This is a genomic window from Streptomyces sp. NPDC093586, assembly GCF_044764905.1.
Classification (GTDB): Bacteria; Actinomycetota; Actinomycetes; order Streptomycetales; family Streptomycetaceae; genus Streptomyces.
Map to the genome: position 1 here is coordinate 181,625 of NZ_JBIWJA010000007.1, position 18,667 is coordinate 200,291.

Annotated in this window: 15 protein-coding genes; 9 read left to right on the forward strand and 6 right to left on the reverse strand. The window is 71.9% G+C overall.

The genetic code is table 11. From position 1 onward, the window contains the following. Positions 1-58: 58 nt before the first annotated feature. Complete coding sequence (locus ACIRFH_RS10945) at positions 59-1,309, reverse strand: ATP-binding protein (RefSeq protein WP_403519055.1); 1,251 nt, start codon at positions 1,307-1,309, stop codon at positions 59-61. 102 nt (positions 1,310-1,411) lie between these two features. Beyond that, positions 1,412-1,654, reverse strand: a complete 243-nt coding sequence (locus ACIRFH_RS10950) for a hypothetical protein (protein ID WP_403519057.1) — start codon at positions 1,652-1,654, stop codon at positions 1,412-1,414. A gap of 75 nt (positions 1,655-1,729) precedes the next feature. On the opposite strand from ACIRFH_RS10950, the gene ACIRFH_RS10955 reads away from it, so the two are divergent. Next, complete coding sequence (locus ACIRFH_RS10955; protein WP_403519059.1) at positions 1,730-2,641, forward strand: NAD-dependent protein deacetylase; 912 nt, start codon at positions 1,730-1,732, stop codon at positions 2,639-2,641. Positions 2,642-2,695: 54 nt separating this feature from the next. Here ACIRFH_RS10955 and ACIRFH_RS10960 read toward each other — a convergent pair whose 3' ends face one another. Next, on the reverse strand, positions 2,696-3,799 hold the full coding sequence (locus ACIRFH_RS10960) for a LacI family DNA-binding transcriptional regulator (RefSeq protein ID WP_403519060.1): 1,104 nt from the start codon (positions 3,797-3,799) through the stop codon (positions 2,696-2,698). 253 nt (positions 3,800-4,052) lie between these two features. Between ACIRFH_RS10960 and ACIRFH_RS10965 the strand changes: the two genes are divergently transcribed. From ACIRFH_RS10965 to ACIRFH_RS10985, 5 genes are all read left to right on the forward strand, one after another. After that, a complete protein-coding gene (locus ACIRFH_RS10965; RefSeq protein WP_403519154.1) occupies positions 4,053-5,819 on the forward strand; it encodes a glycoside hydrolase family 35 protein in 1,767 nt (588 codons plus the stop codon). 135 nt (positions 5,820-5,954) lie between these two features. Further along, positions 5,955-9,995, forward strand: a complete 4,041-nt coding sequence (locus tag ACIRFH_RS10970) for an endo-alpha-N-acetylgalactosaminidase family protein (protein ID WP_403519062.1) — start codon at positions 5,955-5,957, stop codon at positions 9,993-9,995. Between the two features lie 141 nt (positions 9,996-10,136). Beyond that, positions 10,137-10,889: a class I SAM-dependent methyltransferase gene (locus ACIRFH_RS10975; protein WP_403519064.1), complete on the forward strand. Its 753-nt coding sequence runs from the start codon at positions 10,137-10,139 to the stop codon at positions 10,887-10,889. Between the two features lie 128 nt (positions 10,890-11,017). After that, entirely contained in the window at positions 11,018-11,467 is a 450-nt protein-coding gene (locus tag ACIRFH_RS10980; RefSeq protein WP_403519066.1) for a spore-associated protein, read from the forward strand. A gap of 59 nt (positions 11,468-11,526) precedes the next feature. Beyond that, entirely contained in the window at positions 11,527-11,736 is a 210-nt protein-coding gene (locus ACIRFH_RS10985) for a hypothetical protein (protein WP_403519068.1), read from the forward strand. A 132-nt stretch (positions 11,737-11,868) separates the two neighbouring features. Here the strand turns inward: ACIRFH_RS10985 and ACIRFH_RS10990 are convergent, their stop codons facing one another. Next, positions 11,869-12,708: a hypothetical protein gene (locus tag ACIRFH_RS10990; RefSeq protein ID WP_403519070.1), complete on the reverse strand. Its 840-nt coding sequence runs from the start codon at positions 12,706-12,708 to the stop codon at positions 11,869-11,871. A 554-nt stretch (positions 12,709-13,262) separates the two neighbouring features. Here ACIRFH_RS10990 and ACIRFH_RS10995 point away from each other — a divergent pair. Next, positions 13,263-14,108 carry an MIP/aquaporin family protein gene (locus ACIRFH_RS10995; protein ID WP_403519072.1) on the forward strand — a complete coding sequence of 282 codons (846 nt, stop codon included), beginning with the start codon at positions 13,263-13,265 and terminating at the stop codon, positions 14,106-14,108. A 27-nt stretch (positions 14,109-14,135) separates the two neighbouring features. Beyond that, positions 14,136-15,653, forward strand: a complete 1,518-nt coding sequence (gene glpK, locus ACIRFH_RS11000; protein ID WP_403519074.1) for a glycerol kinase GlpK — start codon at positions 14,136-14,138, stop codon at positions 15,651-15,653. Positions 15,654-15,672: 19 nt separating this feature from the next. On the opposite strand, the gene ACIRFH_RS11005 is transcribed toward glpK, so the two are convergent. Further along, positions 15,673-16,116, reverse strand: a complete 444-nt coding sequence (locus ACIRFH_RS11005; protein ID WP_403519076.1) for a DUF3093 domain-containing protein — start codon at positions 16,114-16,116, stop codon at positions 15,673-15,675. A gap of 147 nt (positions 16,117-16,263) precedes the next feature. Between ACIRFH_RS11005 and ACIRFH_RS11010 the strand changes: the two genes are divergently transcribed. After that, a complete protein-coding gene (locus ACIRFH_RS11010; protein ID WP_403519078.1) occupies positions 16,264-16,596 on the forward strand; it encodes a hypothetical protein in 333 nt (110 codons plus the stop codon). A gap of 46 nt (positions 16,597-16,642) precedes the next feature. Here the strand turns inward: ACIRFH_RS11010 and htpG are convergent, their stop codons facing one another. Beyond that, complete coding sequence (gene htpG, locus ACIRFH_RS11015) at positions 16,643-18,541, reverse strand: molecular chaperone HtpG (protein WP_403519080.1); 1,899 nt, start codon at positions 18,539-18,541, stop codon at positions 16,643-16,645. Between the last annotated feature and the right edge of the window lie 126 nt (positions 18,542-18,667).

Sequence of the window (18,667 nt, forward strand, 5' to 3'; positions counted from 1 at the left end):
TGAGCGGAACGGTCGCCGCCCGGCTTCCCTCCATGCTGACCCGCCGGCCGGCGACCCGCTACGGGAGGCCCAGGCGGGCGACGAACACGCTGCGGCCGTCGGTCGCCTCCTGTGTCTGGATGCACAGGCTGACCGCGACCTGCCCGCCGTCGTGGTGCAGGGCCGGCACCGTCACCGGACGGCCGAGGATGTGCGGTTGTCCGGTGAGCAGCAGGGAGGTGAAGGCGGCGACGTGCCGGTCCCGCAGGTGTTCCGGGATGATCGTGGTGATCCGCCGGCCGATGAGTTCCTGCGCGTCCCAGCCCAGGAGCTGTGCCGCTGCCGTGTTCACGGCGATGATCCTGTTGCCGTCGTCGGCGGCGATGGCGGGGGTGCTGCTCGCCTGCAGGCGGCTGGGGTCCCAGGGGGCCAGCTCGGGGGGTGTGGTGCTGGGCTCGCGGGGGGCCTCCGTCCACGCGATGGGTTCCCGCCCGGCGAGCTGGTCGGTGATCTGTCCGAGGAGCCAGCGGGTGGCGGCACGGATCTGCGGCAGGGCCGGCCGGGTCAGCAGTCGCCCCTGGCTGGCGGTTTCCTGGGCCTCGTCGAGCACGCGGTCCAGGGTGAGTACGGCGTCGCGGGCATCGGCGGGAATCTCCACGCGCAGCGTGTACAGGTCACCGTGGCTGTCTTCCTCGGACGCGGAGGCCAGAGCCGCGTTGACGACGTGGTTGGTGTCGTGCGCGGTCAGCAGATCCGCCGGCGGGGCGGAGTCGTCGCCGGACGCCACGAGCAGGGATTCACGCAGCAGTGCCTCGCGGTGCTGCTGGGCCGCCCTCTGCAGCGCTCCGGGTGAGTCGACCAGTTCCACGGGCACCGTCGGGACCGTCGTGGGAAAGGGTCCGTCCGTGACGTCCCAGCCCGACGTCGGCGGTTCGGGGGTGTCGGGCCACAGCTCGAACCAGACCGTCTTGTGGTCCTCGCCGACCTGGACGCCGTGGCTGGAGGCCAGCTCCTCGACCATGCCCAGGCCGCGTCCGGTACTGGCGTACGCCGTACCGCCTCGGTGGGGCATCAGGCCGCGGCGCGGTTCCTGGTCGCTGACGCGGACGTGCACGCGCCCGTCCACGGCCCAGGCCTGGACCTCCACTTCGGTGTGGGCGTGCACCACCGCGTTGGTCACCAATTCGCTGACCAGCAGTTGCGCGGTGTCCGTCGTGTCCGGGGACACGCCGGCCAACGCCTCACGAACGAACCGCCGGGCCACCGAGGCGCTCTGCGGGCGCGGCGGCAGCCGGCGTACCGGCGTACTCGCCGGACTGGGTACGGCCATGCCGCCAGTGTGCCCGCGATGACGTTCCCTGTCCTGCACAGTGATCGCCCGGAGCGGGCGACGGCGGGCCACCGCGCCGCGGCTCCTCCGTCGTGGCGGGTCCTACGCCGTCACACGGCCGGCCGGATCCGTCCCGGTCGAAGCGCCCTGGTGGAAGTACCTCCGCCGGCCCGTCTCCGTCAGGCGCCACAGGGAGCTCCGCCATGCCCGGCGGTCCCCGTTCTCGGCGAACTCCGGAGCCAACAGCTCCAGGACCCGGACCGGGCAGGCACGCCCCCCGGGATCGGGCAGCCGCATCTCCCCCTCGACGGCCGCCCGCACGGCCCGCTCGCTCTCCTCCGTCATGCGGGCACCCTACGGACCCTGCCACCGCGGGCACGGCGAATCGTCCGCGCGGCGCCGCGCCGTACCCTGGGCGGCATGCGGATGCGCCCCACTCTGAGCTGGACCCCCACCGAGGACCTGCCGCCGGGCACCACGGACCCGGAGCCGGTCGTCGAGGCGCTGCGCGCCGGCGGTGTGCTGGTGCTCAGCGGGGCGGGCATCTCCACGGAGTCCGGCATCCCCGACTACCGGGGCGAGGGCGGGAGTCTGAGCCGGCACACTCCGATGACCTACCAGGACTTCACCGGCTCCGCCCGGGCCCGGCGCCGGTACTGGGCGCGCAGCCACCTCGGCTGGCGTACCTTCGGCCGCGCGCTCCCGAACGCCGGGCACCGGGCCGTGGCCGCGTTCGGGCGGCACGGGCTGCTGTCGGGGGTGATCACGCAGAACGTCGACGGCCTGCACCAGGCCGCCGGCAGCGAGGGCGTCGTGGAACTCCACGGGAACCTGGGCCGGGTCGTCTGTCTCTCCTGCGGCGCCCTCAGCCCGCGCCGCGAGCTGGCCCGGCGGCTGGAGGAGGCCAACGCGGGCTTCGAGCCGGTGGCCGCCGGTATCAACCCGGACGGCGACGCGGACCTCACCGACGAACAGGTCGGGGACTTCCGCGTGGTGTCCTGCGCGGACTGCGGCGGCGTCCTCAAACCGGACGTGGTCTTCTTCGGCGAGGCGGTTCCGCCGCGGCGCGTCGAGCACTGCCGCCGGCTGGTCCGCGAGGCGGCCTCGCTGCTGGTCCTGGGCTCCTCGCTGACGGTGATGTCCGGTCTCCGGTTCGTCCGTCAGGCGGCCGAGGCCGGGAAACCGGTGCTGATCGTCAACCGGGACCCGACCCGGGGCGACCGGCACGCCCTCACCCGGGTCGCGCTCCCGCTGGGACCGGCCCTCACCACTGTGGCCGGCCGTCTGGGCATCCCCGTCGACGGCCGGACGGCGGACGGGACGAAGCTCTGACGGGGGGCGGGACGTCACGGCGCCGCCGCGGGCCGGCCGCTTCCCCGGTCCGCGCTACGACGGCCGCCCGGCCTGGGTCCGGTCCCCTCGGCCGGCGGGTGGCGGTGCCGTGCTGGCCCGCACGATCAGCGACGGTTCGACGGACGCCGGTTCGGGTGCGGCGCCGGGGTCTGCGATGTGCCGCAGCAGGTGGGCGACCGCCAGTGCGCCCATCTGGGTGAACGGCTGGGCGACCGTGGTCAGCGAGGGTGAGCAGTACTCGGCCAGCGCGATGTCGTCCACGCCGACGACGGAGATGTCCTCGGGCACCCTCCTGCCGAGCTCGTGCAGGGCCCGGATCACGCCGAAGGCCATCTCGTCGCTGGCCACGAACACGGCGGTGGCGTCGGGGATCTTGCCCAGGATCAGCCCGTTGCGGTAGCCGGACCCGGGTGTCCAGTCGCCCTCCAGCACCGGTGGCGGGGTCAGGCCCGCGGCCTGGAGGGTGTCGCGCCAGCCGGTGCGGCGGCTGGCGGCGTCGAGCCACTCCTCCGGTCCGGCGACGTGCCACACACTGCGGTGCCCGAGTTCGATCAGGTGGCGGGTCGCCAGACGGGCCGCGAGGGTCTGGTCGACGGCGACGACCTCGGTCGCCGGGGTCCGTGACCCGTCGACGGTGACGGTCGGCACCGCGCGGGTGAGCTGCTCGATCCGCGGGCTGACGTGGACCAGCGGCACGGAGAGGACGATCCCCTCGACGCCCTGTTCCGCCAGGCGGGACAGGGCGTCCTCGATCGCGGCCGTGTCCAGGGACGCGGTGGTCGCGGTGCTGATCTCGTAGCCGGCCCCCCGTGCCGCCGTCTCGATGCCGAACGTCAGGTTCGTGCGCGAGTAGAAGGCGGTCTGCAGGGTCACGACACCGATCGTCCGGCTGCGTCCCGAGGACAGCATCCGTGCCGCGTTGTTCTTGCGGTAGCCGAGCTGCTCGACGGCGGCGAGCACCTTGGCGCGGGTCTTCGCCTTGACGTTGGGGTGTCCGGCCAGTGTCCGGGACACCGTCTGCGCGGAGACGCCGGCGAGCCTGGCCACATCGGTCATGCCGGGCTGCCGTGCGACGCCGTCGCCCGCCGCGCGTCCGCGGGTGGATGCCTCACCGGCTTCCGGTGTTTCCGATGCCATCGTCCGCTTCTCCAGGGAAAACCGCGGCTTCGGCCGCGTCGTCGCAGGTACCGCTGTCGGGGCGCAGTCTATCCACACCAGCCCTATTGGCATCGATAACAACCTCTGCCATAGTTCCCGCCAGCGTGCCTGCGGAGGCGAGAGGGAGAGCAGAGTGTCATCGATAACAGCGGGTTCCGCCGGGGACCGGACGACCCCCGGCCGGACGAGCGGTACGCCGTCCGGGCGGCCCGCCTCCGCGCCGGGGCCCGTCCTGACCCACCCGGGAGGGACGCTCCTGCGGGCCGGGCGCCCGCACCGCGTGCTGGCCGGGTCGCTGCACTACTTCCGCGTCCACCCCGACCAGTGGGCGGACCGGCTGGAGCGGGTCGCGGCCATGGGCCTCAACACCGTGGACACCTACGTGCCGTGGAACTTCCACGAGCCACGGCCGGGGCGGTACCGCTTCACCGGCGGACACGACGTCGAGCGCTTCGTCCGCACCGCCCAGCGGACCGGCCTGGACGTGATCGTGCGGCCGGGCCCGTACATCTGCGCCGAGTGGGACAACGGCGGGCTGCCCGTCTGGCTGACCGGACGCCCCGGCATGCGCCTGCGCTCCTCCCACCCGCCCTATCTGGCGGAGGTCGGACGCTGGTTCGACGAGTTGATCCCGCGCCTCGCCGCGTTGCAGGCCGGGCGGGGCGGGCCGGTGGTCGCCGTCCAGATCGAGAACGAGTACGGCAGTTACGGCGACGACCGGGGCTACGTCCAGTGGGTGCGGGACGCCCTCGTGGAGCGCGGTGTCACGGAACTGCTCTACACGGCGGACGGTCCCACCGAGCTGTTGCAGGACGGCGGGAGCCTGCCGGGGCACCTGGCGGCGGCGACGTTCGGCTCCCACGCCCGCGAGGCGGCCGGGTTGCTGCGTGCCCGCCGCCGCGACGAGCCGTTCCTGTGCGCCGAGTTCTGGAACGGCTGGTTCGACCACTGGGGCGAGAAGCACCACGTCCGGTCCGTCGAGAGCGCGACCCGGACGCTCGACGACATCCTGGACGCCGACGGCTCGGTCAGCCTCTACATGGCGCACGGCGGCACCAACTTCGGCCTGTGGGCCGGTGCCAACCACGACGGCGGCGCGATCCAGCCGACGGTGACCAGCTACGACTCCGACGCGCCGATCGCCGAACACGGCGCGACGACCCCGAAGTTCCACGCGTTCCGCGAGCGGCTGCTGGCCGTCACCGGGGCGCCGGCCCGTCCGCTGCCGCCCGAGCCGGCGATGCTGGCCCCCCGCACGGTCCCCGTCCGCGCCGAAGCCGGTCTGCTGGGGGCGCTGCGCACCGCGTCCGAACCGGTGGCCTCCCCGCATCCGCTGAGCTTCGAGGAGCTGGAGCAGGCGTCCGGTCTCGTCCTCTACCGCGCCGAACCGCTCCTGCCCGGTGGCAGCCACACCCTCACGGTCTCCGGACTCCACGACCGCGCCCAGGTCTTCGTCGACGGCGCACCGCTCGGCGTCCTCGACCGCGAGACCGCCTCGCTGGAGGTGCCGGGCCGGGGTGCACGGGTGCTGCTGGAGCTGCTGGTGGAGAACCAGGGGCGCGTGAACTACGGGCCGCTGCTGGGCGGGCGCAAGGGCATCCTCGGCGGTGTCTCGGTCGGCCGGCGGCTCGTGCACGGCTGGACCATGCACCGGCTGCCGCTGGACACGTGGACGCGGGAGGACCTCGCGCGCGCCGTCTCGGCCGCCGCGCCGGACGGCTCCGCGGGGTTCGCCACGGCACGGTTCACGGTCCCCGAGCCCGCCGACACCTTCCTCGCGCTCCCCGGTTTCGCCAAGGGGTTCGTGTGGGTCAACGGCACCCTGCTCGGCCGTTACTGGGAGATCGGCCCCCAGCGGACGCTCTATGTCCCCGCACCGCTGCTCGTGCCGGGCGAGAACACCGTCACCCTGCTGGAGCTCGAACGGCTGGGCGACCGGCTGGAGCTGCGCGAGGGGCCCGAACTGGGGCCCGCCGAGGAGTACGTCGAGACCTTCTGACCCGCCCCGCCGGCGCCCGGCCGCCCCTGTCCCCGGCCCCGCTCCCGGCCCGTCGTTCCTTCGCGGTCGCCGTCACGAACTCACCGCCGTCTCCCGTCCCTCACCGATCCGAGGAGGAAGTACCAGGTGGAAACCATGACGTCCCCATCGCCCCGCCCGCCCGGGCGCAGACGCGGCCCGCGGCCCGGCGCCGTGGCCGCGGCCCTGGGCCTGTGTCTGGGCATGCTGTCGGCCGCGGCCGTGCCCGCCGGTGCGGCGCCGCCCCGGGCCCCGTCCGCCCCCGCGCCGACGGCGGCCACGCCGGTGCAGCTGAGCCGGGGCGGGCTGACCGTCACGGTGGCCGAGGAGTTCCCCCAGGTCATCTCCTACCGGCTGGGCACGCGCACCCTCGGCGGACAGGCGTCCGTCCTCGACACCTTCACCGTCAACGGCGTCCCGCACCGGGCCACGACCACCATGAGGGCGGAGGCGAGCAGGGCCACGTACACCTCCACCTTCCCGGACCTGCCCGGCCTCACCCTCACCTCGACCATCACGGTGACCGGGGACACCACGGTCGTCTTCGCCGTGGAGAAGATCTCCGGCGAGGCCGCCGCCACCGTGCGGACCCTCGCGGTCCCCGGTCATTCCCTCGTCTCCGTCGACTCCTCCGCGCCGGGTGCCAACCTGGCCCGGACGAAGATCTCCACGGACTCGACGACGACCGCCGACCGGTTCGTCCCGATCACCGCCGGCACCACCCCGGACAAGGAACCCGTCGGCACCCCGTACGCGTTCGTCGGCAACGCGCAGCTGTCCGCGGGCATCGTCACCAACGCGACCGAGGACTCGCCGCAGAACGACAACACCAACGGCAACACCCGCCTGCAGTCCCGCATCGTCGACACCGGCGACGGCGGGCGCCGGGCGGAGCTGTCCGCCGGCACCTACACCCACCGCCCGCAGGGCGCGACCGACCCGCGGGTCGCCACCTACGAGCTGCCCCGGACGACCGTGGTCCTGGCCGCCGACGCCAACGGCGACGGCACGGTCGACTGGCAGGACGGCGCCATCGCCCACCGGGAGCACATGCGGCGCCCGCTGGGCGCGGACCGGGTGCCCGAGCGGGTGGTGCAGCGCATCCCGTTCAACTTCGCGAGCCAGGCCACCAACCCGTTCCTGAAGACGCTGGACAACACCAAGCGCATCTCCATGGCCACCGACAACCTCGGCCAGTGGGTGCTGGAGAAGGGCTATGCGAGCGAAGGCCACGACTCGGCGCACCCCGACTACGGCGGCAACGAGAACGTGCGCGCGGGCGGGCTGAAGGACCTGAACCGGCTCACCGGGTCCGGCGCCGGCTACAACGCGGACTTCGCCGTGCACGTCAACGCCACCGAGGCGTACGCGCAGGCGAAGAACTTCAGCCAGGAGCTGGTGGCGGGGCAGCCGAACGGGTGGGACTGGCTCAACCAGGCCTACCACATCGACCAGCGCAAGGACCTCGGCACCGGCGCCGTCCTGGACCGGTTCGCGCAGCTGCGCAAGGAGGCCCCCCAGGTCAAGACGGTCTACATCGACGCCTACTACTCCAGCGGCTGGCTGGCCGACGGACTGGCCGACGGGCTGCGGAAGATGGGCTTCGAGGTCGCCACCGAGTGGTCGTACAAGTTCGAGGGCTCGTCGCTGTGGTCGCACTGGGCCGCCGACAAGAACTACGGCGGCGCCACCAACAAGGGCATCAACTCCGACATCGTCCGGTTCATCGCCAACTCCGACCGCGACGTGTGGAACGTCGACCCGCTGCTCGGCGGCGCCAGCATCGTGGAGTTCGAGGGCTGGACCGGCCAGAACGACTGGAACGCCTTCTACCGCACCATCTGGACCGACAACCTTCCCACCAAGTTCCTCCAGCACTTCCAGGTGATGGACTGGGACCGCGGCAGGTCGGCGACGCTCACCGACGGCGTGCGCGTCCGGTCCGTGGACGGCCGGCGGCAGATCTCCATGGGCGACGCCGTCGTGCTCGACGGCGACACCTACCTGCTGCCGTGGGGCGACGCCCGCAAGGGCGACGGCACGTCCTCACCCAGCGACGCCGACAAGATGTACTTCTTCAGCGCGGCCGGCGGCACCCACACCTTCGAACTGACCGACCAGTTCGCGAAGAACAAGAACTTCACCCTGTACGCGCTCACCGACCAGGGCCGGGCCGAGAAGGCCCGGGTGAAGGCCGCGGCCGGGAAGGTGACGCTGACCGGGGAGAAGGGCCGGCCCTACGTCCTGGTGCCGAACGGCGGCAAGGCACCGCACCGGGACGCGGACTACGGCGAGTCCACCGGGCTGACCGACCCCGGGTTCAACGGCGGGGACCTGGACGCCTGGAACCCGCGGGGCGACGCCGCGATCACGCGGGCCGGCAACGGCGACAACGTCGTCCGTCTCGGCGGCGGCACCTCCGGCATCTCCCAGCAGGTCTCCGGTCTGGCACCGGGCAGGCGGTACACGCTCGGCGCCGACGTCGAGATCGGCCCCGGCGAACGCCGGGACACCGCTCTCCGGGTGCGCGGCACCGCCGGCCCGGCCGTGAACTCCTTCGACATCACCCCGGCGCGCAACCGGATGGCGTCCGACGAGAAACGCGACACCTACTCCCAGCGGGCCGCCGTCGCGTTCACGGCCCCGCGCGGCGGAAAGGTCACCGTGGAGATCGGTGCCGGTGCCGGCGGGGCCGCGGTGGTGCTGGACGACGTACGCGTCATGGCGGACACCACCTCGCCGCTCCCCCGCGCCGAGAAGGGCACCGTCGTCGCCCACGACGACTTCGAGGGCAACCAGCCGGGCTGGGGCCCGTTCGTGAAGGGCGACGCCGGTGGTGTCACCGACCCCCGCACGAGCGTCAGCGACCTGCACGAGCCGTACAGCCAGAAGGCGTGGAAGAACACCTACTCCCCCTACGACACCGGCACGTTGAGGGGCAAGGCGGTCGACGACGTGCTCGCCGGGCGGCACTCGCTGAAGTCCCACGCGGAGAACACGGGGCTGGTGTACCGCACGACGCCCGCGACGGTCCCGTTCACCGAGGGCCGCAGGTACCGGGTCTCGTTCTCGTACCAGACCAACATCGAGGGCCAGTGGGCCTGGGTGACCGGCGCGGACCGGGTCGCGGACGGGAAGACCTCCTCCCGGGACATCGCCCGTGACGTCCTGGAACCCGCCCTGGACACGACGGCGTACTCCCGCGAGATCGTCGCGGGCTGCGGGGACACCTGGGTCGGGCTGCGCAAGCTCGGCGGCGCCCGGGGCACCGATCTGGTCGTCGACGACTTCACCGTCACCGACCTGGGCGAGGCCGGGGCGGGGGCCGCCTGCGCGACCGTGGACGTGCCGGCCGGTGCCGAGCTGAGCCCCGGGGTGCCGGGCGAGTTCACCACCACCTTCACCAACAACGAGTCCACCGACGCCCTGAACGTCGGCATGGCGCTGCGCGGACTGCCGGAGGGCTGGAAGGCGGAGGTCGCGAAGAAGGACGGCAACCTCTTCGGGACGGTGAAGCCGGGCGCGAGCGTGCGCACCACCTGGCTCCTGACACCGCCCGCCGACGCGGCCGGCACCACCGCCGCCTGGCAGGCGACCGCCGTCTACGCCCACGCCGGGGCCACCAGGACCGTCTCGGCGGACGCCCGGGCCGCGGTGACCACCGAGCCCCTGCTCTCCCCCGGCTCGATGACCGCCACCGCCGACTCGGAGAACGGCTCCTCCGGTGCCGGGGAGGGACCCGTGTCCAACGTCCTCGACGGTGACCCGGGCACCATCTGGCACACCGACTACACCGGCACCCCCGCGCCCTACCCGCACTGGGTGACGCTGAAGCTGGGCGGCGCGGCCGACGTGGACGGGTTCGGCTACCTGAACCGGCAGAGCGGCGGTCAGAACGGCCGCGTCGGCGGTTACGAGGTCGCCGTGTCGGACGACGGTACGAACTGGAGGACGGTGGCGAAGGGCACGCTGAAGGACGTGCCGCAGATGCAACGCGTCTCCTTCGACCGGGTCCGGGCCTCGCACGTGCGGTTCACGGCCCTGGACGCGCTCAACGGGCAGCCGTTCGCCGCGGCGGCGGAGATGCGGGTGTACGGCACGCCGGCGGACCTGCCGACGGGCTACCCGCCGGGTGAGCGGCCCGCCGACCGGGGCTGAACCGGCCCGCCCCCGGCGTGTTCCGCCGGGGGCGGCCGAGGCCTGCGGCCGGCGTGAAGGCGATGACGAGTGCCGGGGCGGACCGTCACGGCGGCGAAACCGGGTGGTGTCGCGGATCGGACGCCGCATACGGTCGGCGCCATGGCTGACGAGTGCTTCGGACATCCACGGCTCGCCGCGGTCTACGACCCGCTCGACCCCGATCGGAGTGATCTCGACGCGTACGTCCGCATGGCAGAGGAGCTCGGTGCACGCCGGGTGCTGGACATCGGCTGCGGGACCGGGGTGTTCGCCCTTCTCCTCGCCGGCCGCGGGATCGAGGTCGTCGGGGTCGACCCCGCCGCGGCCTCGCTCGACGTGGCCCGGGGCAAGCCCGGCGGTGGACGGGTGCGGTGGATCCACGGTGACGTGAGGGCGCTCCCGCCCCTGCGGGTCGATCTGGCGACCATGACGGCGAACGTCGCCCAGACGGTCGTGGACCCGAAGGCGTGGCGGGAGACGCTGCGACGGACGTACGGATCGCTGCGGCCGGGCGGGCATCTGGTGTTCGAGACCCGGGACCCCGCTCGACGCGCGTGGGAGGAATGGAACCGGGAGCACTCCTACCGCGTGACGGACGTCCCGGGCGTCGGCGCGGTCGAGAGCTGGGTCGAGGTGACCGACGTGAGCCTGCCGCTGGTGACGTTCCGCTGGACGTACGTCTTCGCCGTGGACGGACAGGCGCTGACCTCGGAGTCGACGCTGCGTTTCCGTGAGCGCGAGGAGGTCGAGGCAGACCTGGTCGCGCGGGGATACGCGGTCGACGACGTGCGTGACGCCCCCGACCGCCCGGGCCGGGAGTTCGTTTTCCTCGCCCGTCGCCCGCGGGGGGAACGAGCGGGAGACCGCCGGTAGCCGTACGCCGTCAGGGGATCCGGCGACCACCGGAATCAATCGCCGACAGTGACGCAACCATTCCGCTGCGTGACGGGTCATACAGGGCAGGAGCACCAACCGGCTCCCAGACCTCACAAGGGGGAAAAATGATCTCCAACCGTTCCAAGCTGGCCGCGGCCGCACTGCTGGCGGTGTCCGTCGGGGGCGCCACCGCCCTGGCCGCACCCGCCTCCGCCGCCGTGAGCGTCACACCGCAGACCGTCTGCGGCAGCGGCTACAAGACCGTCAACTCCGCGCCCATCGGCTCCAGGGGGACCGTCTACCTGACCTACAACTCCGCCACCGGCAACAACTGTGTCGTGACCATCCGCAAAGCCACGGGCACGGCCGTGGACATGTCCGCGTACCTCTACGTCCCCGACACCGACCAGGGTGACAGCGACTACGGCAGGTACACGTCGTACGCGGGCCCGGTCTACGCCCGCGGCAAGGGCCACTGCGTCGACTGGGGCGGCAGCATCAGCGGCGTGTCCGTCCAGGTGACCGGCTCCAACTGCGCGACCCTCAAGGAGCACCGGGTCACCAGGACCGGCTGATCCTGCGGGAGGGGACCGCCCGTTCGGGCGCCGTCGTCCTCGGCCGTCGGACCGTCGACGTGGTCGACGGTCCGAAAGGCCGGGACGACATGTCCGGCTGCGGCGCCGGCGAGGTGGGCGGGTCCGCGTCCGTCGTCGTGGCGAGCACACCGCCCGAGGCGGTACGGCCCACCGGCCTCGGCCGGACGTTCCTCGCCACCGGCCCGCCCGACGCCGTCACCGCCGCCCGCGAGCGTGCCGGGGCGGCGCCGGCGGCCGGTGGCCGGTGACCGGCGGGGAAGGACCTCGACGTCGTCCGGCCGGGTCCGTGACCGGTGCGGAGGCCGCCGGCCGGACGGACCGCACTCGTGCGGCCGCCCGGCGTACGAGTGCGGCGTCCGCTCCGGACGTGTCCGGCACGGTCAGAGCTCGTCCTGCGGGAAGTCCGGGTCGTCGAGGCCGCTCACGTCGATCTCCCCGTCCTCCGCCGTCCCCGGGACGGCGAAGAGGCCCCCCATGAGCTCCCCCAGGTCCAGCTCGGTGGCACCGGCCGGGGCGGTGGGCGTGGTGCCGTCGCTGATCCGCAGGGTCAGGCCCAGCTTCTTGACGGCGGCGTCCTCCGCCAGCTTGGCGAGGTCGATGTCCACCTCGGCCAGCTCACCGTTCTTGAGCGTGAAGTCCGCCGTCACATCGGTGTCGGGCGCGTCCTTCAGCTCCTTGTCCGTCGGCAGGTCCATGCCCGGCGGCAGGTCCTTCGCCAACGGACGGATCTCGCCCAGCAGCTCGGTGATCAGCGTGCGGAAGGGAGCGGTGGCGGTGACGTGCTCGGCACCGTCCTTGCCGTCGGACGTCTTCAGCTCCACCTCACGGGCGACGACCCCGCGCAGCGCCTTCATGAGCTTCTTCTGCGTCTTGGCGTCGAGGGTCGGCTCGGGCGCGGGGGCGTCCCCGCCCTTCCGCCCCTCGGCGGCGAGGTCCTCCATCTCCTTGGTGCTGAACTTCACCCACTTGCCCTCGAGGGCGTCCTTGAGACCCCCGGCCTCCGGGGGCAGGTCCTCGACGGACGGCATGGGGCTGCCCATCGCCTTGCCGAGGGTCTCGACGTCGGAGCGGATGTAGACGTGGTCGCCGATGACCCGGTACTCGACGAGGTCGCCGTCCGGGCTGCTGATCTTCATGGCCATGCCGACGAGGTCCTCCTCGCCGGACTCCTCGAGCGGCTTCTTCGACTCCACGGTGACCGAGACCTTCGCGCCGCTCATCAGCTCGGCGACCTCGTCCGGGATCTCGTCGCCGGGCTCGGGGTCGGACTTCGCGTCCAGCGCCTTCAGCGTCTTGACGTCGGTGTCCAGGTCCAGCTCGAAGGAGAGCTTCTTCTCCTTGCCGAGCTTGTCGAAGGCCCGGTCCAGCTTCTGGCCGGCGGAGAGCTGCTCCGCCGTTCCGCAGGCGGCCGAGCCCGCGAGGACGGCACCGACGACGGCGGTGGCGGTCAGGGTCTTGCGTATGGCGCTGATGATGGTCTCCTCGTGAGTCAGATCACGGTGTGATCGAACAGGAGACTCACCAGAGCCTCACAAGGTTGCCCCCGGTCTGCGGGCAATGCCGGAAACACGTACGGAGCAGCGTGCGGGAGTCCTTGTCACCCCGCCCGGCCGTGCCGCGGCCGCCCCGGAACGCGGTGCGGCGGGGCGGGGTCCGCCGTCCACGGCCGGTGCCGCCGCCGTGCCGGACATGCGCTCGTCCGTGATCGGTCCTAGCGTGACAGGCGTCGCTCGGGTGATCGACGGCCGGCCCAGCCGGCGGAAGGCGAGCTGTCATGGCTGAGCGGAGCAAACGGTCTTCACTGATCGGTGAACTGTCGGCTGAATTCGCCGGCACGATGATCCTCATCCTCTTCGGCTGCGGCGTGGTCGCCCAGGTGGTCGCGGGCGGGGCCCTCACGGACCCGGAGGGCGGCCTCGGGGACCATGACAGCATCGCCTGGGCGTGGGGCCTCGGCGTCACCCTGGGCGTCTACGTGGCGGCACGGCTGAGCGGGGCCCACCTCAATCCCGCGGTGACGCTCGCCCTCGCCGCGTTCAAGGGGTTCTCCTGGCGCAAGGTGCTCCCCTACGCGCTGGCCCAGACGGCGGGCGCCTTCGTGGCCGCTCTCCTGGTCCGCTGGAACTACACCGAGGCGCTGGCGAAGGCCGACCCCGGCCACACCATCAAGACGCAGTTCGTGTTCTCCACGCTCCCCGCCAACGGGAACACGGCTCTCCCGGTGCACGAGTGGGGCGCCTTCCGCGACCAGATCATCGGCACCGCCATTCTGCTGATGCTGATCATGGCCGTCACGGACCTGCTCAACACGCCGCCGGGGGCGAACATGGGCGCCTTCATCATCGGCCTGATCGTGGTCGCGATCGGCATGGCCTTCGGAACCAACGCGGGCTACGCCATCAACCCGGCCCGTGACTTCGGCCCCCGGCTGGCCAGCTTCATCACCGGGTACGGCGGGGCATGGCGGGACCAGTACGGGAACTTCTACTTCTGGGTGCCGATCGTCGCCCCGCTGCTCGGCGGCCTGCTCGGCGCGGGTCTGTACAAGGTGTTCGTCGGCCGCTTCCTGCCGACCGCCGAGCCCGAGCCCGCGGGACGCGTCCCGGCTCCCGAGGACTGACCACACCGGCTGGAGAGGCGGCGAATCATGGCGGACTTCATCGGCGCGGTGGACCAGGGGACCACCAGTACCCGATTCATGATCTTCGACCACGGCGGCAACGAGGTGGCGAAGCACCAGCTGGAGCACGCCCAGATCCTCCCGCGTTCCGGGTGGGTGGAGCACGACCCGGTGGAGATCTGGGAGCGCACCAACTCGGTGATGCAGAACGCGCTGCGCTACGGCGGCCTGTCGGCGACCGACCTGGTGGCGATCGGCATCACCAACCAGCGCGAGACCACGGTGGTCTGGGACCCGCGCAACGGCCGCCCCTACTACAACGCCATCGTGTGGCAGGACACGCGCACCGACGCGATCGCGGCGGACCTGGAACGCTCGGGCAGGGGCGAGGTCATCCGGCGCAAGGCCGGCCTGCCCCCGGCGACGTACTTCTCCGGCGGCAAGATCCAGTGGATCCTGGAGAACGTCGACGGCGTGCGCGAAGCGGCGGAACAGGGGCACGCGCTGTTCGGCAACACCGACGCGTGGGTCCTGTGGAACCTGACGGGCGGTCCGGACGGCGGCATCCACGCCACCGACGTGACCAACGCCAGCCGGACCATGCTGATGAACCTGGAGACGCTCGACTGGGACGACGAGCTGCTGGGCTTCTTCGGCATCCCCCGGGCGATGCTGCCGGCCATCAACGCCTCCTCGCACCCGACGGCGTACGGGGTGACCCGCACGACCCGGCCGCTGCGCGCTCCCCTTCCGATCGGCGGGGTCCTCGGCGACCAGCAGGCGGCCACGGTCGGGCAGGTGTGCTTCCGTCCCGGTGAGGCCAAGAACACCTACGGCACCGGCAACTTCCTGGTACTCAACACCGGGACGGAACTGGTCCGTTCCCGCAGCGGTCTGCTCACCACGGTGGCCTACCAATTCGGTGACGAGCCCGTCGTCTACGCGCTGGAGGGATCCATCGCGGTGACCGGCTCCGCCGTGCAGTGGCTGCGCGACCAGATGAAGATCATCAACAGTGCGGCCGAGAGCGAGGACCTCGCCCGCACCGTCGCCGACAACGGCGGCGTGTACTTCGTCCCCGCCTTCTCCGGCCTCTTCGCGCCGTACTGGCGTTCCGACGCCCGCGGGGCGATCGTCGGCCTCGCCCGGTACAACGACAACGCGCACCTGGCCCGGGCCACCCTGGAAGCCATCTGCTACCAGAGCCGCGACGTCGTGGAGGCCATGGAACAGGACTCCGGGGTCCATCTCGACGTGCTCAAGGTCGACGGCGGTGTGACCGCCAACGACCTCTGCATGCAGATCCAGTCCGACGTCCTCGGTGTCCCGGTCAGCCGCCCCGTGGTCGCGGAGACCACCGCGCTGGGCGCCGCCTACGCGGCGGGACTGGCCACGGGGTTCTGGCGGGACACCGACGAACTGCGCACGCACTGGCACGAGTCCCGGCGGTGGGAGCCGCAGTGGACCGACGAGCAGCGCGCGGAGGGCTACGCCGGCTGGAAGAAGGCGGTGCAACGCACGCTCGACTGGGTGGAGATCCCCTGAGCCCGCGGGCCGGGTCCGGTCAGCGGCGGGCGAAGGACAGCACGGCGAGGAGGGTGGTGGGCTGCCGGGTGGAGAGGTACACGTAGGGGGCGGGGCAGTCCGGGTCGACGATCTCGATGCGCAGGGCCGTCGGGATGTGACTGCGCAGCAGCATCTTCGCGCGGCCGTCGGCCCGCCGGGTACGCCACAGGAACGCCTCTTCGGAGTCGAGGATCTCCGCCAGTCCGAGGGCGCTGAGGGGGAAGCTGAGGGAGCCGGCCGTCAGGTGCCGGTCCGTCACCACGATGGCGGCGGAACCGTAGGCGTGCAGCACCGGTGCGGTGAGTGCCGCCACGACCACCATCCCGGTGACGGCGGCGACGTGCCCGAGGGGCAGCAGGGCGGTGGCGGCCATCACGCTCAGCAGGGCGGCGAGCCCGAAGGCGGTTCTCGGGACGCCGAGACGTTCTTCGTACAGACGCATGCGCTCACCCTCTCAGCTCCGTCCGGCGGTCCGCGCATCGCCCGTCTCCGGGCGCGCGGCGCGTGCCCTCCCTGGAATGTCACAGGTTCACGCCGGCGCGCCCGGGACCTTCACTGGACGGACCATCGGTGAACGGAAGGGCATGACATGAAGGGTCTCTGGAAGCGCGCACTCGTCACCGGAGCGGCCGGGATCACCCTGGCGGGCGGGATCGGCCTGGCGACCGCCTCGCCCGCGGCCGCCGAGGGCAACGTGCTGCAGTGCCGCACCTGGATCGCGGGCGACCTGGCCTACGGCGAGTGCCACAACCCCGGGACACAGCTGCACGCCTTCTCGGTGCGCGCGATCTGCGGCTGGGCCGCCGACAAGTACTCGAACTGGATCTATGTGTCGCCCCGCACAACCGCGACGGCCGCCGTCGGCTGCAGCGGCCCGCTCACGACCGGCGTCGGCGGAGTGGCGATCGAGTACGGCGGCTGAGAGCGGCCCGGGGACCGCACCCGGCCGCCGTACTCCGGCGACGGACCTACAGGGTGCGCTCCAGGCGGTCCGCCACGAGCTTGACGAACCGGGCCGGCTCCTGCGGCCGGCCGCCCTCGGCGAGCAGCGCGAGGGCGTGGAGCAGTTCGGCGGTCTCGGTGACCTCCGTGCGGTCCTCGCGCTCGGTGTAGGCCCGGTTCAGGGCCTTCACCAGCTGGTGCTCCGGGTTGAGTTCGAGGATGCGCTTGGCGCGGGGGACCTCCTGGCCCATCGCCCGGTACATGTTCTCCAGCGCGGGCGTGAGGTCGTCGGCGTCGGAGACGACGCAGGCCGGGGAGACCGTGAGGCGGGAGGAGAGACGGACCTCCTTGACGTCCTCGCCCAGGTGCTCGCTCATCCAGCCGAGCAGTCCGGCGTACTCCTCGCTCTGCTGTTCCTTCTCGGCGTCGGCCTTCTCGTCCTTGTCCCCGTCGAGGTCGATCTCGCCCTTGGTGACCGAGCGCAGCCGCTTGCCCTCGTACTCCCCCACCGCGTCGGTCCACACCTCGTCCACCGGGTCGGTGAGCAGCAGGACCTCGACGCCCTTGGCCCGGAAGGCCTCCATGTGCGGGGACGCCTCCATGGCCTGCCGGGACTCGCCCGTCATGAAGTAGACGGTGTCCTGTCCGTCCTTCATCCGCTCGACGTACTGCTTCAGCGTGACCGGTGTGTCGGCGTCGTGCGTGGTCGCGAACGAGGAGACGGCGAGGATCGCGTCGCGGTTGTCGGGGTCGGTGACGAGTCCTTCCTTGAGGACGGCGCCGAACTCCCGCCAGAGCGTGGCGTAGCGGTCCGGCGCGGACGTCATCATGTCCTTGACCGTCGACAGGACCTTCTTGGTCAGGCGGCGCTGGATCATGCGGATGTGGCGGTCCTGCTGGAGGATCTCGCGGGAGACGTTGAGCGAGAGGTCCTGCGCGTCGACGACGCCCTTGACGAAGCGCAGGTAGGGCGGGAGGAGCTCCTCGCAGTCGTCCATGATGAAGACGCGCTTCACGTAGAGCTGCACACCGCGCTTGTACCCCTGGGTGAACAGGTCGTGCGGGGCGTGGGAGGGGACGAAGAGCAGGGCCTGGTACTCGAAGGTGCCCTCCGCCTGGAGCCGGATCGTCTCCAGCGGCTCGCGCCAGTCGTGGCCGATGTGCTTGTACAGCTCGTGGTACTCGTCGTCGGACACCTCGTCGCGCGGGCGCGCCCACAGCGCCTTCATCGAGTTGAGGGTCTCGGCCTCACCGGACTCGCCGTCGTCACCGGTCCCCCCGACGAGGCGGATGGGCCAGGTGATGAAGTCCGAGTACCGCTTGACGATCTCCCTCACCTTCCAGGGGGAGGTGTAGTCGTGGAGCTGGTTCTCGGTGTCCGCCGGCTTGAGGTGGAGGGTGACGGCGGTTCCCTGCGGTGCCTCGTCGACCGTTTCCAGGGTGTACGTGCCCTCGCCGCGCGACGACCAGCGCGTGCCCTGGGTCTCGCCGGCGCGGCGGGTCACCAGGGTGACCTCGTCGGCGACCATGAAGCCCGAGTAGAAGCCGACGCCGAACTGCCCGATGAGCCCGTCGGTCCCCTCGCCGTCCTGGGACTCGCGCAGCTCCTTGAGGAACGCGGCCGTGCCCGAGTTGGCGATGGTGCCGATGAGCTGTGTGACCTCGTCGTACGACATCCCGATGCCGTTGTCCCGCACGGTGAGGGTGCGGGCGTCCTTGTCGATGTCGAGTTCGATGTGCAGGTCGGTGACGTCGACGTCGAGGGTGTCGTCCCGCAGGGCGGCCAGGCGCAGCTTGTCCAGCGCGTCGGAGGCGTTGGAGACGAGCTCGCGCAGGAAGACGTCCTTGTTCGAGTAGACCGAGTGGATCATCAGCTGCAGGAGCTGACGCGCCTCTACCTGGAACTCAAACGTTTCGGTCGGCATGGTTGGTGGCTACCTCACTGATCCGCAGTCGTCTGCACTGGTGGAGGCCACTCTAGAACAGCGACGCGGTGGCGGTCGGTGCCGTGCCGGTCCGGTGGGCGCAACGGCGGTCGCCGGAGCGCCCGT

What these genes read in the sequence shown, in the direction of transcription:
- ACIRFH_RS10945 (WP_403519055.1), bottom strand. Translation starts at nt 1,309, where the DNA reads ATGGCCGTACCCAGTCCGGCGAGTACGCCGGTACGCCGGCTGCCGCCG.
- ACIRFH_RS10950 (WP_403519057.1), bottom strand. Translation starts at nt 1,654, where the DNA reads ATGACGGAGGAGAGCGAGCGGGCCGTGCGGGCGGCCGTCGAGGGGGAG.
- ACIRFH_RS10955 (WP_403519059.1), top strand. Translation starts at nt 1,730, where the DNA reads ATGCGGATGCGCCCCACTCTGAGCTGGACCCCCACCGAGGACCTGCCG.
- ACIRFH_RS10960 (WP_403519060.1), bottom strand. Translation starts at nt 3,799, where the DNA reads ATGGCATCGGAAACACCGGAAGCCGGTGAGGCATCCACCCGCGGACGC.
- ACIRFH_RS10970 (WP_403519062.1), top strand. Translation starts at nt 5,955, where the DNA reads ATGACGTCCCCATCGCCCCGCCCGCCCGGGCGCAGACGCGGCCCGCGG.
- ACIRFH_RS10975 (WP_403519064.1), top strand. Translation starts at nt 10,137, where the DNA reads ATGGCTGACGAGTGCTTCGGACATCCACGGCTCGCCGCGGTCTACGAC.
- ACIRFH_RS10980 (WP_403519066.1), top strand. Translation starts at nt 11,018, where the DNA reads ATGATCTCCAACCGTTCCAAGCTGGCCGCGGCCGCACTGCTGGCGGTG.
- ACIRFH_RS10990 (WP_403519070.1), bottom strand. Translation starts at nt 12,708, where the DNA reads ATGAGCGGCGCGAAGGTCTCGGTCACCGTGGAGTCGAAGAAGCCGCTC.
- ACIRFH_RS10995 (WP_403519072.1), top strand. Translation starts at nt 13,263, where the DNA reads ATGGCTGAGCGGAGCAAACGGTCTTCACTGATCGGTGAACTGTCGGCT.
- glpK (WP_403519074.1), top strand. Translation starts at nt 14,136, where the DNA reads ATGGCGGACTTCATCGGCGCGGTGGACCAGGGGACCACCAGTACCCGA.
- ACIRFH_RS11005 (WP_403519076.1), bottom strand. Translation starts at nt 16,116, where the DNA reads ATGCGTCTGTACGAAGAACGTCTCGGCGTCCCGAGAACCGCCTTCGGG.
- ACIRFH_RS11010 (WP_403519078.1), top strand. Translation starts at nt 16,264, where the DNA reads ATGAAGGGTCTCTGGAAGCGCGCACTCGTCACCGGAGCGGCCGGGATC.
- htpG (WP_403519080.1), bottom strand. Translation starts at nt 18,541, where the DNA reads ATGCCGACCGAAACGTTTGAGTTCCAGGTAGAGGCGCGTCAGCTCCTG.